Annotated in this window: 14 protein-coding genes; 9 read left to right on the top strand and 5 right to left on the bottom strand. The window is 34.8% G+C overall.

What is annotated here, in order from left to right; all coding sequences use genetic code 11:
- From Q9R40_RS04165 to Q9R40_RS04180, 4 genes are all read right to left on the bottom strand, one after another.
- Positions 1-321 (bottom strand): amino acid permease (locus tag Q9R40_RS04165; RefSeq protein WP_304676441.1); only part of this gene is annotated, 321 nt, incomplete at its 3' end.
- A 168-nt stretch (positions 322-489) separates the two neighbouring features.
- The gene (locus tag Q9R40_RS04170; RefSeq protein WP_304676442.1) at positions 490-1,287 is read right to left on the bottom strand and encodes a site-specific integrase; all 798 of its coding nucleotides are present in this window, start codon (positions 1,285-1,287) and stop codon (positions 490-492) included.
- Positions 1,288-1,393: 106 nt separating this feature from the next.
- Positions 1,394-2,005: a DedA family protein gene (locus Q9R40_RS04175; RefSeq protein WP_304676443.1), complete on the bottom strand. Its 612-nt coding sequence runs from the start codon at positions 2,003-2,005 to the stop codon at positions 1,394-1,396.
- Between the two features lie 8 nt (positions 2,006-2,013).
- A complete protein-coding gene (locus tag Q9R40_RS04180; protein ID WP_297940872.1) occupies positions 2,014-2,940 on the bottom strand; it encodes a nucleoside hydrolase in 927 nt (308 codons plus the stop codon).
- A gap of 141 nt (positions 2,941-3,081) precedes the next feature.
- Between Q9R40_RS04180 and uvrC the strand changes: the two genes are divergently transcribed.
- The 8 genes from uvrC (at position 3,082) to Q9R40_RS04220 (ending at position 12,244) form a co-directional block, all read left to right on the top strand.
- Positions 3,082-4,884, top strand: a complete 1,803-nt coding sequence (gene uvrC, locus Q9R40_RS04185; protein WP_304676444.1) for an excinuclease ABC subunit UvrC — start codon at positions 3,082-3,084, stop codon at positions 4,882-4,884.
- A 107-nt stretch (positions 4,885-4,991) separates the two neighbouring features.
- Entirely contained in the window at positions 4,992-6,278 is a 1,287-nt protein-coding gene (obgE, locus tag Q9R40_RS04190) for a GTPase ObgE (protein WP_148421505.1), read from the top strand.
- 29 nt (positions 6,279-6,307) lie between these two features.
- Positions 6,308-8,233 carry an acyltransferase family protein gene (locus Q9R40_RS04195; protein WP_304676445.1) on the top strand — a complete coding sequence of 642 codons (1,926 nt, stop codon included), beginning with the start codon at positions 6,308-6,310 and terminating at the stop codon, positions 8,231-8,233.
- Between the two features lie 13 nt (positions 8,234-8,246).
- The gene (gene rnz / locus Q9R40_RS04200; RefSeq protein WP_148421510.1) at positions 8,247-9,176 is read left to right on the top strand and encodes a ribonuclease Z; all 930 of its coding nucleotides are present in this window, start codon (positions 8,247-8,249) and stop codon (positions 9,174-9,176) included.
- Positions 9,177-9,180: 4 nt separating this feature from the next.
- On the top strand, positions 9,181-9,975 hold the full coding sequence (locus Q9R40_RS04205) for an SDR family oxidoreductase (protein ID WP_300592340.1): 795 nt from the start codon (positions 9,181-9,183) through the stop codon (positions 9,973-9,975).
- Positions 9,976-9,984: 9 nt separating this feature from the next.
- Positions 9,985-10,311, top strand: a complete 327-nt coding sequence (locus tag Q9R40_RS04210) for a lipopolysaccharide assembly protein LapA domain-containing protein (protein WP_004897460.1) — start codon at positions 9,985-9,987, stop codon at positions 10,309-10,311.
- A 116-nt stretch (positions 10,312-10,427) separates the two neighbouring features.
- Positions 10,428-10,619 carry a 50S ribosomal protein L32 gene (gene rpmF, locus Q9R40_RS04215; RefSeq protein ID WP_004894461.1) on the top strand — a complete coding sequence of 64 codons (192 nt, stop codon included), beginning with the start codon at positions 10,428-10,430 and terminating at the stop codon, positions 10,617-10,619.
- A gap of 59 nt (positions 10,620-10,678) precedes the next feature.
- On the top strand, positions 10,679-12,244 hold the full coding sequence (locus Q9R40_RS04220; protein ID WP_148421514.1) for a bifunctional UDP-sugar hydrolase/5'-nucleotidase: 1,566 nt from the start codon (positions 10,679-10,681) through the stop codon (positions 12,242-12,244).
- Between the two features lie 51 nt (positions 12,245-12,295).
- On the opposite strand, the gene Q9R40_RS04225 is transcribed toward Q9R40_RS04220, so the two are convergent.
- Positions 12,296-12,496: a YjzD family protein gene (locus Q9R40_RS04225; RefSeq protein WP_012846275.1), complete on the bottom strand. Its 201-nt coding sequence runs from the start codon at positions 12,494-12,496 to the stop codon at positions 12,296-12,298.
- A gap of 102 nt (positions 12,497-12,598) precedes the next feature.
- Here Q9R40_RS04225 and Q9R40_RS04230 point away from each other — a divergent pair, with 102 nt between their 5' ends.
- Positions 12,599-15,715, top strand: a complete 3,117-nt coding sequence (locus Q9R40_RS04230; RefSeq protein ID WP_304676446.1) for a DNA polymerase III subunit alpha — start codon at positions 12,599-12,601, stop codon at positions 15,713-15,715.
- Positions 15,716-15,822 lie beyond the last annotated feature (107 nt).

Here is a 15,822-nt window from a genome sequence, read left to right on the forward strand (position 1 = left end):
TACTTCGGCAGAGAGAGTTGTACATCCTAAAAACCAAGTAAAAATACCTAGTTCATAACCCGAAAAACGTCCAAAAGCATTATATGAATAAAGCCAAGCGGCTCCGGATTGTGTAAAACGGCTGGATAAGTCCGCATAGCATAAAGCAATCATACTGACAGTAACAGCAGTACAGAGAAGAACAAGAATAGCTGTTAGGTTCATGTAACGATAAATTACAGAAGGTAACAGGAATGTTCCGGATCCAATAACTGCATTAATACCTAAGAAATAGATGGATATGAAGGAAAGCTTCTTAGGAACAGAACTTTTATTAGTCATATTTTTACCTCTTTATCTAATAACATTCTCCTTTATCTATTGTAGTATTTTTGTAAAGTAAATCTATACGAAATATTTAAAAAAGATAATTAAATTAATCTTAAACAATTTATTTATTAATAATAGAGGCTGCTATTAAATTTAATAAATAAGAAAAAAGAACGGTTTTCAAACCGTTCTTTTTGGTGTAAATGGAGCAAGTTTAAGCTTATCTAGTTGATTACGATAATAAGTTAAACTCTTACGATTACAGTGTAGGATTTCCATTAATTTCAAATCAGAGAGGCTGGGGTCATTTACTTTATAGTAAATGTAAGAAAGGCGAAGTTTCCCTGGGGTAAGATCAAAATTTAAAATATCCTTGTCTGGAGCAATTTTTCTAGTTAAAGAGGTTAAGGCAGAGATTTGTTTACCCGTCTTTGTTTGAAAAATAAGAGGATTTTCTTCAGTATTAGTCAATAGAAGGGAACGATAACTTGAATCTTTAATCCTTGAAATATTAGCTTTACTTAAATTAAGAAATTGTTTTGGATCAAAGCCATGTGCAATTAATATTAGAACTTTTTTACAATCAAGACTAATTTCAGGCCAAGTTATAATTTCATCAAGCTGATCAATCCAGTCAATACAAATATGAGGGGTTCGATCAAAAGTATAGCCATGTAAGTCGGTAAAAAGATAATTTTTGACTAATTGGTGGTCATAGAGAAAAGAAAAATATTTCTTTAAATGGGTAACATACTTATTAATCGTACTAATTGTTTTATTTTGATCTTGCTCTAAGTGGTCAATAAAGGCCCGAATATCCTGAGCAGAAACATTACTAACTTTAGGTTCTGAATTTGAATTTTGTAAAAAATAGTTCCAAAAATAATAGATCGATTGATTAATGGAAGTAAGAGTTCGTGGGGCTAGATTTTGACTAGTGCACCATTGATTAAAATTCTTTTCGTAAGGAAATAACATTTTTATACCTCATTAACAAAAATGTAATTGTTACTTTAACATAAATACAATTATAACAAAAAAGGTTGGCGAACTTCCAGTCCGCCAACCAGTCTACAGTAAAATTTTACTTCTTAATTCGAGTTTTGTACCATTTAATTCCAAAATAAATAAATAAGATTAGTAAAAGGGCAATAATTATAAGGGTATAATCATCAAAGATTTTAACTACTAGCTGCCAATTTTTTCCCATGTAGTGACCTAAGCCAACTAATACACTATTCCAAACTAAACTACCTAAAGTAGTTAAGACTAAGAATTTAGTCCAGCCGACATGTGCAATACCTGCAGGAATTGAAATTAAACTTCTAACGACAGGGATGCAACGTCCATAAAAAATGGCGCCAATTCCATGTTTGTCGAACCAATTGATGGCTTTTTGGGCATCATCTTTTTTAAATCCTAAAAGTTTAAATAATTTAGTTTCAAGTAATTTTTCAAATCGTGGTAGCGTCAGGTTACGACTTATTGAAAACAAAATAATCGCACCAATAATTGATCCTAAAGTTGAAGCTAGGATAACTCCGATTAGAGTTAATTTAGTTCCACTAACTAAGAATCCTCCAAGGGTCAAAATCACCTCTGAAGGAATAGGTGGAAAAATATTTTCAACGGCAATTAAAAGAATAATGGCAAGATAGCCGAAATTTTCGATAAAGTGTGTTAACCAAATTGTCATTTATATATTTATTGTCTTTCTAAAATTTTATCTACTTTCTTAAAGAATAAATCTTTATCTGCTTTTGTTACTTCAGTAATTTCTTTTCCATTAGGATCGATAAACATACGGCCACTTGCCAGTCCTGATGTAATAACATTTGCTTTTACCTGACGTGTCTCAACAAGTTCAGGGTAGAGAGCTGACATAGTAGTTAAAACGTCCCACAAATATAGCTCTGCATTTGGAACAGAAATAATTAAGCTGTATCCTAAACCAACTAAGTCAATAGCTGGATACTTTCTTAAACTAGCCCAGTGCTGGCGAAGTTCATCAGTTAAGGGAAGTTCTTCGGTGCTTTCTAATCCAACCATTTGAATTTCAAGATCTGAATCTAGAACTCTTTTCACTGCATCTGGATCCCAAAAAGCATTCCATTCTTGAGTGCCGTCGGCATCAACGCTGACTACATTTCCATGTCCGTCTAGAGAACCACCCATCCAGTAGACTTTTTCGATTTTTGATTGAATTGAAGCATCTTCGTCTAATGCTCGAGCTAAATCAGTAATTGGACCAGTCATTACTAAGGTAACTGGTCCATCTGCTTTTTTAATTTTATCGATCATATCTAGGTGAGCAGGTAAAGCAGCTTCTGGGGTCTTGATTTCACCGCTCTCATTTAAAATTGGAAAGTAGTTAAATGAGTATGTTGCCATCCGCCACTCTTTAGGAAATTGATGAACAGCACGTGAATTAGAGCGAGCAACTTCTAATTTATCACCACGTAAATTGAATTTATCAACCATTTTTCGACAAGCTTCTACTGAAGGATCAATATATCCATCACCATCAATAGCACTAATCCCAATGAGTTTAATATCAGGCGCTTGTAAGAGTAAAAGAAGTGAAACTAAATCATCGATGTTTCCATCATGATTAAAATAAATATTTTTCATTATTTGCGACCTTTCTTTTTGGCTATTTACTATTCTATAAGAAAATGAAGGATTGAGTAAACAAAAAAGTCATCTTACTTGGTTTTAAGAAGGAACGTGATAAAATACTATGGGAATTTTAATAGGAAGGAAAAATAATTTATGGCAACGGAACATATTGAAAATAAATTAAAGCTTTTGCCCGATAAGCCAGGTTGCTACTTGATGAAAGATGTTAACGGCAATGTGATTTATGTGGGAAAGTCTAAGAACTTAAAGAACCGCGTTCGTTCCTATTTTAAAAGTAAGCAAGTGGGAAGACGTGCTGAACTTGTACGTGAAATACGTGATTTTGATATCATTACTGTCTCATCTGACAAGGAATCTTTTCTGTTAGAAATTACACTAATCAAAAAATATCAGCCTTACTATAATGTCCAATTAAAGCAAGGTACAGGCTATCCTTACATTGAAATTACTAATGAACGTGATCCGCAAACACGTTTAACATCAGTTGTTCATAAGGATCATGGTTATTATTTTGGACCATATCCAAATGTTTATGCAGCACAAGCAACTTTGAAATTTATTCAAAAAGTCTGGCCTCTAAGAAGATGTACAGGTCATCAAGGCCGGCCCTGTCTTTATTATCACATGGGGCAATGTCTGGGAGCTTGCTTTAAGGAAGTGCCAAAGAGCACCTATGATGCTCAGATTAGAAAAATAAAGCGATTTTTAAATGGAGATATCGCACAAGTTAAGCAAGATCTGACAGAAAAAATGACGCAAGCTTCAATGGATCTAGAATTTGAACGTGCTGCTGAAATTAGGGATCAATTGAAATATATTGAACAAACTGTTGAGAAACAAAAGATTATTTCTAATGATCATACTCAGCGGGACATCTTTAATTTTTACGTTGATAAGTCTTGGATTTCAATCCAAATTTTCTTTTTAAGACAGGCTAAGTTATTACGTCGTGAAACAAGACTATTTCCTCTAACTGATGCCAATGATCCACAAGATGCCTTTGTTTCCTTCATTGCTCAATTTTATGGACAGCGCAATCGCGTCTTACCAAAAGAAGTGTTAGTACCAGCTGGAATTGATAATGAATCTTTATCTGAAGTACTAAAGGTACCAGTAAGGACACCACAACGTGGTCAAAAGAAAGCCTTGTTAGAAATGGCTCATGATAATGCTAAGTTGAAACTAGATGAAAAATTCCGACTCTTAGAACTAGGTAATCGTAAAACCAAGGGTGCACAAAAAGAAATTTTTGATGCATTAGGCCTACCATATGGCCATAGAATTGAAAGTTTTGACCACTCACATATTCAGGGAGCTGACCCTGTTTCTGCCTTGGTAGTATTTACTGATGGTGAAGCTGATAAACATGAATATCGTAAATACAAATTAAAGGGTGAGGTTGAACATCAAAATGCGGCTGATGAAGTAGGAAATACCCGTGAAGTAGTTAGAAGACGTTACAGTCGTCTTTTAAAAGAACATAAAAAAATGCCAGATCTTATTTTAATGGATGGTGGTCAGATTCAAGTTGAAGCTTGTTTGGATGTTTTAAGAAATGAATTGAATGTAAATATTCCTGTTGCCGGAATGGTAAAGGATGATCATCACCGAACTAATCACTTGATTTTTGGTGATCCTACGAAGGGAGAGGACTTAAAGTTAATTCCTTTAGATCCGAAATCTGAAGGATTTTATTTAATGACTAGAATTCAGGATGAAGTTCACCGCTTTGCAATTACTTTCCATAGAAGAACTCATGCCAAAAATGCTCTTTCAAGTAAATTAGATGAAATTAAGGGTATTGGGCCTAAGTCTAGAAATAAGCTCCTAAGAAAGTTCGGTTCTTTAAAGAAAATTAAAGAAGCATCAGTGGATGAATTAAGAGGAGCTGGTCTAACTCTTCCGCAAGCACAAACTGTAAAATTGAGTTTATAAATTAACCAATAAAAGACCTGATTTAATGGGGCTTGATATGGTATTATAGTTAAGAAACTTTAAGGAAATTTTTAATTATAACTTGATATATAAAGGAGGCACACATAGTGTTTGTCGACCAAACAAAAATAGATGTACAAGCAGGAAAGGGCGGCGACGGTGCCGTTGCTTTTCGACATGAAAAATATGTTCCACTTGGTGGACCAGCCGGTGGAGATGGTGGCCGTGGAGGTAGTATTATATTAGTTGCTGATTCCGGCCTAAGAACCTTAATGGATTTTCGCTTTAGACGTAAGTTTAAGGCAGATAATGGTGAAAATGGTCGTATTAAATCACAATATGGTCGTGGAGCTAAAGATGTAAGACTAAAAGTTCCAATGGGAACAAGTGTCTACGATTTTAATACTGGTGAACTTTTAGGCGACTTAGTTGAAAATGGTCAAGAATTGGTAGTGGCTCACGGCGGAAAAGGTGGTAGAGGTAATATTCACTTTGCCACTCCAACAAGAACTGCTCCAGAAATTGCTGAAAATGGTGAACCAGGAGAATTCCGTACTTTACGCTTGGAGTTAAAAGTCTTAGCTGATGTCGGGCTAGTAGGATTCCCATCTGTTGGTAAGTCAACCTTGTTATCTGTTGTAACTAAGGCTAAGCCAAAGATTGCAGCCTATGAATTTACAACTTTAACTCCTAACCTAGGAATGGTTGTTCTTCCAGATGGTCGTGACTTTTCAATGGCTGACTTACCGGGATTAATTGAAGGTGCTTCAAAAGGTGTTGGACTTGGAATTCAATTCTTGCGTCATGTTGAACGTACAAAAGTAATCTTGCATTTAGTTTCAATGGATCCAAACAATGGTCGGGATGCTTACGAAGACTATGAGACAATTCGCAAGGAATTAGCAGGCTACACTAAGGACTTAACTACCAAGAAAGAAATTATTGTAGCAACGCAAATGGATATTCCTGGTAGTGAAGAAAAATTTGAGGAATTTAAGAAGAAACTAGGAGATAAAACTGTCTATCCTATTTCTAGTGTTACCCATAAGGGTGTTAGTGAACTAATGGGTAAGACCGCAGATCTTGTTGAAGAAGTTGCTAAAGAAGAAGCTGAAAAACCAGCAGAAATTAAAGTTGCCGAAAAAGAATATGTTTATAAGAAACCAGAAGATGAAGGATTTAAGGTTGAAAGAACTGGCGAACACAGCTTTGTTGTTACAGGCAATAAGCTAGAGCGTCTTGTCCAAAGAACTAACCTTGATCATACTGATGGAATTATGCTTCTAGCTCGTAAATTAAAGCGCTTGGGTGTAGATGAAGCTTTGAGAGAAAATGGAGCAGTAACTGGCGACGATGTTTCAATAGCTGACTTTACTTTTGAATTTGTAGATTAGAAAATTTGAAAAAGTTGGGAGTAAGACTTTTGAATAAAAAGAACCGCTTTATTACAGGTTATGGCGGACTTCGTGCTCTAGCTGTTATTGGAGTAATTCTATATCACCTTAATCCAAACCAGTTTATGGGTGGATATCTAGGAGTACCGATATTTTTAGTATTATCGGGTTATTTAGTTACAGACCACATGTTTCATGCCTATGAGGAGCGGGGAAAGTATAACTTCAAAGCTTTTTACATCAGACGAATAAAGAAGTTATACCCGCAAATGATTACACTGCTGTGGGGATGTAGTGCGTATATCTTACTTTTTCAGCAGAATCTTCTAGCGAAGCTGAATCAAATCGTCGTTACTAATTTACTGAATGTCTATAATTTTTGGCAAATAAAGAACGGCCAAAGCTATTTTGAACGGTTTGCAGCTAATGAATCGCCATTTATTCATTTATGGACTATGTCAATTGAGGGTCAGTTTTACATTATTTGGCCACTAATAATCTTTTTACTAGTTAGATTTGCTAAAAAGAAAAAGGTAATTTTTTGGATTGTTACGGCCTTAACTTTATTTTCTGCTTTAGAAATGGCATTTTTATTTAAGCCCGGTGTAGATACAAGTAGAATTTACTATGGAACTGATACAAGATTTTTCTCTCTTGGCTTAGGGGCAATGCTGGCAGTTATTTGGCCAACTTGGAAGTTAAATGAAAATCTAGAGAAAAGAGATCACTGGTTCTTAAATATTGTTGGAGCAATAGCCTTAGTGGGTATCTTACTAATGGCAACGAGTCCAATTTTTAATCCGCAAAAAGCATTTGCTTATCGCGGAGGGATGTTCTTATTTTCACTAGTAACAACGATTTTTGTCGGAATTATTGCTCATCCAGGTAGTAGCTGGAACAAGTGGTTAACTAATCCAGTATTTAAGTGGATTGGCTCACGTTCGTATGGAATTTACTTATATCAATTTCCAGTAATGATCTTCTTTGAAGATAAGGTTAAAGATATTGCAGATCATGTGGTTTTATATCATTTAATTGAAGTTATTTTAATTTTAATAATTGCTGAACTTAGTTATCGTTTTATTGAAAAACCATTTGGCCGAATTGACTGGGAAAAAATGCGTCAATTCTTAACTAAGGCACTAAATTTACGAGCAAAACACTATCAAGCAAAAATACTTTTTGCAACAGGAATAATAGTTTTTATTCTAGGTAGTTTTGGAATTTTAAAAGCGCCTACTGTCAAAGCGGAAAATCCCAATCACTCTCAACTAGCTAAGCAAATTAAATCAAATCGTAGTAAGCAGCTAAAGAATAATCAGAAATTAATTAAGGAAGCTCAGTCTAGAAAGAAAACAGCATCAACTTCAAAAGCTGCTCTTGTAAAACAAGCTAAGGAAGCAGCAGCTACTAAACCAGTAAATCAGGATTTTGAGAAATATGGAATTTCCCAAGTTGATTTACAACTAGCACAAAAAATTCACGTGACTGCAATTGGAGATTCAGTAATGGCTGGTTCTAGTCAAAATCTGCAAAAAATGATGCCACATTTAATTATTGATGCCGCTGTTTCTAGACAATTGGGTGATACTATTCCGCTTTTTGAACAATACAAAGCAAAGGGTGCTTTAAATGATAATGTGTTAATTGGTTTAGGAACGAATGGGGCTTTTCAACCTCAAGAACTTGATCACTTAATGCAAATTATTGGTCCAAAGAGACATGTTTTTTGGGTTAATACTCATGTCCCAACGCGTGATTGGCAAGATCAAGTTAATAGTGAATTAGATGCAGCAACGAAAAAATATCCCAACTTAACTATTATTAAGTGGCATGAGTTTGCTGGTAGTCATCAAGATTGGTTCTACGATGATCATACACATCCAACTCCAGAAGGATCGAAATTTTATAGTGCCTATATAACTAAAATTTTAGTTACTAAAGGAAAATATTAGAAATAGGGTTTTCATGGAAATACAATTTTTAGGAACAAGTGCGGGGCAACCATCAAAAAGTAGAAATGTTTCTTGTACCGCATTAAAGTTATTAGACGAATTAAATGAAGTATGGCTATTTGATGTGGGAGAAGCAACGCAGCATCAAATTTTAAAGACTAACATTAGACCTAGAAAAGTAACGCGAATCTTTATTTCACATACTCATGGTGACCATATTTTTGGACTTCCAGGTTTTCTCTCATCTCGTTCTTTTCAAGGCGATGGTGGTCCATTAACAATTTATGGACCAGCTGGTATTGAACAATTTGTACAAACTTCTCTCAGAGTTTCTAAAACTCGCGTATCATATCCGATTAAGTATGTGGTTTTAAAAGAAGATGGCTTAATTTTTGAAAATGATATTTTTGCAGTCTACACAGCTCGTTTAGATCATCGAGTACCTAGTTTTGGCTTTCGTGTAGTTGAAAAGCCGCGTCCAGGTGAATTATTAATGGATAAAGTGGCAGAATATAATGTGCCTAATGGGCCGCTTCTTGGTCAATTGAAGGCAGGAAAAACAATTACATTAAGTGATGGGCAAAAACTAGATGGACGCGATTTTCTTGGAGAAGAGCGTCCAGGACGGATTGTGACAATTATTTATGATACTCGGCCAACAAACAATATTGGTGAATTAGCAGATAATGCCGATGTTCTAGTTCATGAATCAACATTTGATGGCGGAGAAGAAAAAATGGCTCATCGCTACTTCCATTCAACTTGCTTGGATGCAGCTCGAGTTGCTCGAGATCATAATGTTGGAGAGCTTTATTTAACTCACATTTCTGCTCGCTATACTGGAAGAGCTGGTAGACAATTAGAACATGATGCTAGAAAGATTTTTAAACATACTCACTTAGCTAATGATCTAGATAATTTTGAAATCACATTGAGGGGGTAATAATATGAGTAATTCATTAAGGGATAAAGTCGTAGTAGTTACAGGAGCTTCTAGTGGTATTGGACGCTCAATTGCTTTAGAAAGTGCAAGTCGTGGTGCAACAGTTATCTTGATGGCACGTCATCAAGATAAGTTAGAAGAAATTGCAAACGAAGCACGTCAGCTTTCTGGAAATGAAGTATATGTATTTCCAACAGATATTAGCAAAGCTGATCAAATTGATCGTACCTTTAATGAAATTGTTAGTCATGTTGACCATATTGATTATCTTGTCAATGCAGCAGGGTTTGGTGTCTTTAAAGAATTTTTAGAGACTTCACCTCAAGTGGTGACTGAAATGTTTCAAACCAATGTTTTAGGTTTGATGTACTTCACTCGTCTTGTTGCGCGCGTCATGATTGATCAAAAACAAGGGCAAATTATTAATTTTGGCTCAATTGCTGGAATTGTACCAACTACTAAGACTGCAGCTTACAGTGCTACTAAGGCAGCTATTATTCAATTTTCAAACGTTTTACGTCTAGAATTGAAACCTTTTGGTGTTAAGGTCATGACAGTAAATCCTGGACCAGTTTATACTAATTTCTTTAATATTGCCGATGAAAGTGGATCTTACGTGAATAATGTTCAACGTTTTATGCTTGATCCAGATGATGTAGCTTGGCAAGTAGTCCACTTCTTTGGTTCTAACCGTCGTGAATTGAATTTACCTCTAAGCTTAGCTACCTTCGCAAAGCTTTACCAAATTTTCCCTCGTATTGGTGACTGGGCAAGTCTAAAGTTTGCTAGCAGAAAGTAGGGAAGAATGATGAATAAGCAAAGAAATTTAGTAATTGGACTAATTATCGTTTTAGTGCTTGTGATTTTTGCATGCCTCAATACTGAACCAGTAGCGATTAATTTTGGCTTTTTTCAACCTAAAATGCCTCTAATCATCGTTTTAGTGATTATGCTTCTATTAGGTGCTTTAGTGTCACTGTTGATTGGCAAAGGAGAAAAAGTTTCTCCCGATGTAAAAAAAGCACTAGCAAAACAGAAGAAAGAATTAGATAATAAATATCGGAGTGAAATTGAATCTAGAGATAAACAAATAGCTGAATTAAAAAAAGTTAATAATTCTGAAGCTACAAAATAAGATTGGACTTGATTTATCAGCTCTTAGATTGTATCATTGAAATACGTGAGTATTTAGTGAATTTGTTTATTTAAAGGTTCGCAAGTCTCAATTCTATAAAAAAGGAGATCTAACTAATGGCAGTTCCTGCAAGAAAAACTTCTAAGCAAAAGAAACGTTCACGTCGTGGTCATATTAAATTAACCACACCAGCAATGCATTACGATGCTACTACTGGTGAATACCGTTTAAGCCACCGCGTTTCACCAAAGGGCTTTTACAAAGGCCGTCAAGTTGCTAACGAAAACAAGCAACAAAATAACGATTAATTAAAGACACCTTGGGGTGTCTTTTTTTATATAATTTTTGATTAAAGGAATAGGTATTAATGAAACTAGTTATTTTACACTCAAGTGATACGCATGGCTTTTTAATGCCAACTGATTATCAAGATAAAAACAATTATGATGCACCAATTTCACTTAGCCGGGTAAGTAGTGTCGTAAAAAGTGAAAAAGAAAAATACGGCGCAGATAATGTGTTAGTTACAGATAGTGGAGATTGTTTGCAAGGATCTCCTTTAGCTAGCTTTACACACAAGCTCCCTGAAGAGGAAGGATTACGTAAATTTACTGAAGCTTATAATGAAGTAGGCTATGATGCACGTGCATTGGGAAACCATGATTTTAATTATGGATTAGACTACTTGTCATATTACGTTGATAATAACCGTGCGCCATTTATTAATGATAATGTTTTAGATGCAGAAACTAATGTGCCTTTTTTTGGTAAAGAATACACTATTATTGAAAAGGCTGGCCTAAAAATAGGAATTATGGGAATTACTACCCAATATATTTCTCACTGGGAATCAGAAGATCATATCAAAGGATTAAAGTTTGTCTCTGGCTATGATGTGCTTTCTAAATTAGCTAAGAAATTACGTCCACAAGTTGATATTCTTTGTGCTATGTATCATGGTGGCTTTGAAAGTGATCCTTTGACTGGAGAAGCGACTGAGCCTCACACTGGTGAAAATGAAGGCTACAAGATTTTAACTGAAATTCCTGAAATTGATGTCTTTTTAACCGGACACCAACATCGTCGCTTAAACTTAGTTACTCGTGATACTGCAATTGTTCAACCCGGCTATCGAGGAGAAGCTGTCGGTAAAGTAGTTATTGACTTTGACAAGGATGAAAAAGGTAAGGTCAAGATTAATGAGATGACTACTGAATTAATTGACAGTAAAGACTATGCCCCTGATCCAGCTATTGAAAAAATTGTTAAGAGCCTTGATGAAGAGACGCAAAAGTGGTTAGATCAACCAATTGCTCACTTATCTGAGCCTGCTCCAATTGAGGATGCCATTAAGGGGAGAATTGAGGGAGCTCCATTCATTAACCTTATCCAGCAAATGCAACTTTGGTTTACTGGTGCAGATGTTTCAGCTACTGCAATTATGTCAGAATCAGCTCATGGATTTTCAAAGAATGTTACCATGAGAGAAGTTTTGCTTAACTACCCATATGCAAATCAACTCTGCATTGTTAACCTTACTGGAAAAGAATTAAAGGAAATCATTGAATATTCAGCTGGTTTCTTAGAAAAAGACAAGGACGGTAAAATTAAATTTATCGATCGTTGGATTACACCTAAGCCAATGTTATATCATTTTGATCTTTTCTATCCTGTTAAGTACGAAGCTGATTTATCTAAGCCAGTGGGTCAAAGATTGACTAAGGTGACTTTAGATGGTAAAGATCTTGAAGATGACAAGGTTTATAAGTTAGCCGTAAACAATTATCGTGCTTTAGGTGGAGGTTTCTATCCAGCTTACAGTATGAATAAAATTGAAAAGATTTTTGACCAAGATTATGTTCAAATGTTTAGTGAGTACTTAACTCATGATGATATTAAAGTAGATACAAGTAAGAATTATAAATTTTACTAAGAAAAAAGCTGTTTCTTAATTGAAACAGCTTTTTATAATATTCAAATTTAATTATAGTTTGCTATACTTACTTTTATCTTTGTAACTTTTGGCAGTAATGGCAGGAATGATAATTGCGAAGAGCAAGCCAAAGACTGCGCCAATAATCAAAGATTGCATAGGATTAAATTGCATCTGAGTTAGAGATGCAGCGATAAAACCGATAATTTCGCAAAAAATGCATGACCAAATCACTGTAATAATGTAGCGCATAATTTCTCCTTCTTTCGCTAGGTATCTTAGCAAAAATAAGATGTTTTAGCAAGCGAAGATAAGAGAATTTGCTATACTTAAATTATCAGAAAGGGTGAGTATATGGGAGCGGTTAGTTTACAAAATTTAAGCGGTTTTACTCTACTTGAGAGTCCAACCAAAGTTAAAAATTTGGCTGAAAATGCTAAGAAAAAAGGCTATTCTGCAATTGCTTTAACCGATATCAATATTACTTATGGCTTGGTCGATTTTTATAAGGCAGCAAAAGATGTCGGAATTAAACCTTTGCTAGGGATGCAACTTAGAGTTAATGGTTTAATTGATGAAGCTAATAAGTATGATCTCATTGTAATTGCAAAAGATGACCAGGGATATAAAAACATTTTACGTTTATCTAGTGCAGTTAATCTTTTAACTGAAAATGGTGAAAAAGAAAATGTTTTAACTCTCGAAAATTTAAAAAAATATCTTGGACATTTAATTCTAATTACTCCAAGCAATTTACATAGTGAAATAAAAATGTTGCAGACTAATAATCCTAAAATGGGAGCAAACTATTTACGAAAGCTGCAAGATTTTCTTCCGAGCTCATCTTTCCTGTATTTGGGAGTCTATGCTGATTTAGGACAACAAGAATATATCAATTATATTCGCTCACTAGCTACACAATTTAACTTGCCTCTAACTGCTGTAGAAGATGGGCAGTACCTTAACCGTAATGAACAATTTTTAAGACGTACACTTCAAGCAATTAAAACTAATACTCATTTAGAAAATATAGAACAATTAGCTAAACAAGCGGGCTCACACTATTTGAAAAATAGCGAAGAATTGCAGGTAAGTTATCGTAAGTTTGATATTGAAGATGCATTGAAGAATGCAGAAGAAATTGGAAAAATCTGTACTGCAGAAATTAAGTTTCAAGATCCGCAATTGCCTAAATTTAAACAAAATAAGTTTCCCACTTCAAAAGAGTATTTACATTCTTTGGCTCAAGAAGGTCTTGCAAAAAAATTTAATAATCAAATTCCAGCTAAATATCAAGAGAGACTTGATTATGAATTGCGAGTAATTAACGAAATGGGATTTGATGATTATTTTCTTATTGTGTGGGATGTAATGAATTTTGCCCATAGTGTCAATATTACAACGGGTCCCGGAAGAGGATCCGCAGCAGGTTCTCTTGTTTCATATGCTTTGAGAATTACTGAAGTCGATCCAATCGAATATAATTTGCTGTTTGAACGTTTCTTAAATCCTGCTCGTCAGCAAATGCCTGATATTGACTTAGATATTCCTGACAACCGCAGGGATGAAGTAATTAAGTATATGTTTGAAAAGTACGGGATGAATCATGCGGCACAGATTTTAACGTTTGGTACCTTAGCCGCAAAGCAAGTTTTAAAGGATGTTTGTCGTATTTTTGGACTAAATAAGGTCGAAACGTATCGTTGGTTAGATGCAATTCCGCACTCTAAGGGGAAAATCACCTTAGCTGAGGCCTATCAAAAATCAAAAGAATTACAACTGCTAGTGAACACAAATGACTTAAGCAAAATTTTGTTTGCGACTGCTGAGCATTTAGAAAATTTACCAAGGCACTATTCAATTCATGCGGCTGGATTAGTAATTACCGATGATTCATTGGCTGAAATAGTAGGTCTACAAGCAGGGCCTCTAGGAATCCCCGTGACTCAACAAACAAAATCGAATGTTGAATCATTAGGTTTATTAAAGATCGATTTCTTAGGATTAAGAAACTTAACTATTTTGGGGAACATCGTTGCAGCTTTAAGAGCAGACGGAATTGACATCGATCCTAACCAAATTCCCTTAGATGACCCAGATACACTTGCCTTGTTTCAGCGTGGAGATACAGATGCAGTATTTCAGTTTGAATCTGACGGTATTAAGCGAGTACTTGAACAACTTCATCCAGATAGTTTTGAAGATATTGTTGCAGTTAATGCCTTATACCGTCCCGGTCCAATAAATAATATTGATCATTTCATCAATAGAAAACATGGAAAAGAGAGGGTTCAATATCCTGATCCTAGTTTAAAGAAGATTTTAGGTACCACCTATGGAGTTTTAGTTTATCAAGAGCAAGTTATGCAAACAGCTCAAGTTTTAGCAGGTTTTTCTTTAGGAGAAGCTGATCTTTTAAGACGTGCAATGTCTAAGAAAAATGCGGATGTAATTCAACGTGAAAGGTCTAAGTTTATTGAAGGTGCAATTAAATTAGGCCGTAAAAAGGAAACTGCTGAAAAAGTTTATGACTACATTGCACAGTTTGCTAATTATGGATTTAATCGTTCTCATGCGGTTGCCTATAGTAAGATTGCTTTTTGGCTTGCTTATTTTAAAGTACATTATCCAGGCGCCTTTTATTTAGCTTTGTTAAACAGCAATATGGGTAACCGACATAAAATTGCCCAATATTTAATGCAAGCTCAAGAAGCTGGAATTAAAATTTTGCCACCTGATATTGAAAGCAGTAAAGCAGATTTTTCATTAGAGAATGGAAAAATTTTAGTTGGATTAAAGGCAATTCGGGGGTTAAGAAGCGATTTATTGAAGCAAATTTTAGAAATTAAGCGTCCGATTAAGTCAATGACTGATTTCCTATGGAAAATAGATAATAATTTACTGAGTGTAGATGCGGTCGGAAATTTAATTAAAGCTGGCTCTTTTGATAGACTGGCTCCTAATCGAAATGAACTGTTAAAAATAAATAAAGATTTAGTTGAGAGCGTAAAAATGGCAGGCTCAAATTTATCTTTATTCGAAACATTAGAGCCAAAAGTAGAAGAAGAAAAAATGCCAACTGCAGCTGAAAAATCAGCTATGGAAGTTGAAGCAATGGGTTTTAGTACTGGTATTAACCCAATTATTGCGGTTCAAAAATATGCTCGAAAATATAATGCAAAAAGATTGCAGGCTTTTGAGAGCAATGAACAAGGAATCGCAGTTGGAAAGCTAATGAAAGTCAAACAAATTACCACAAAAAAAGGTGATAATATGGCGTTTGCGGTTTTTAGTGATACTAGTGGTGAGAAAGACTTTACTATTTTTCCTCAGGTCTGGGAAAAAGTAGGTGAGAACTTGAAGATTGGTGAGATATATTTACTTCAAGTTAGGACACAAAGTGATCGGTTTAACCCTAACAAAATTCAATTTCTACTTTCTAATGCTCGGCAAGTTAATTTTAAAGATTAATTCAAATTTTTTGGAAGTAAACAAAAGAGAGCCTAATAAGGTTGAAAGCGAAAACATTTATTTCATAAGGATTATTAGTGAAAAAATAGGCTTTTTTTTGAAGACAT

Source organism: uncultured Lactobacillus sp., assembly GCF_948948975.1.
Taxonomy (GTDB): Bacteria; Bacillota; Bacilli; order Lactobacillales; family Lactobacillaceae; genus Lactobacillus.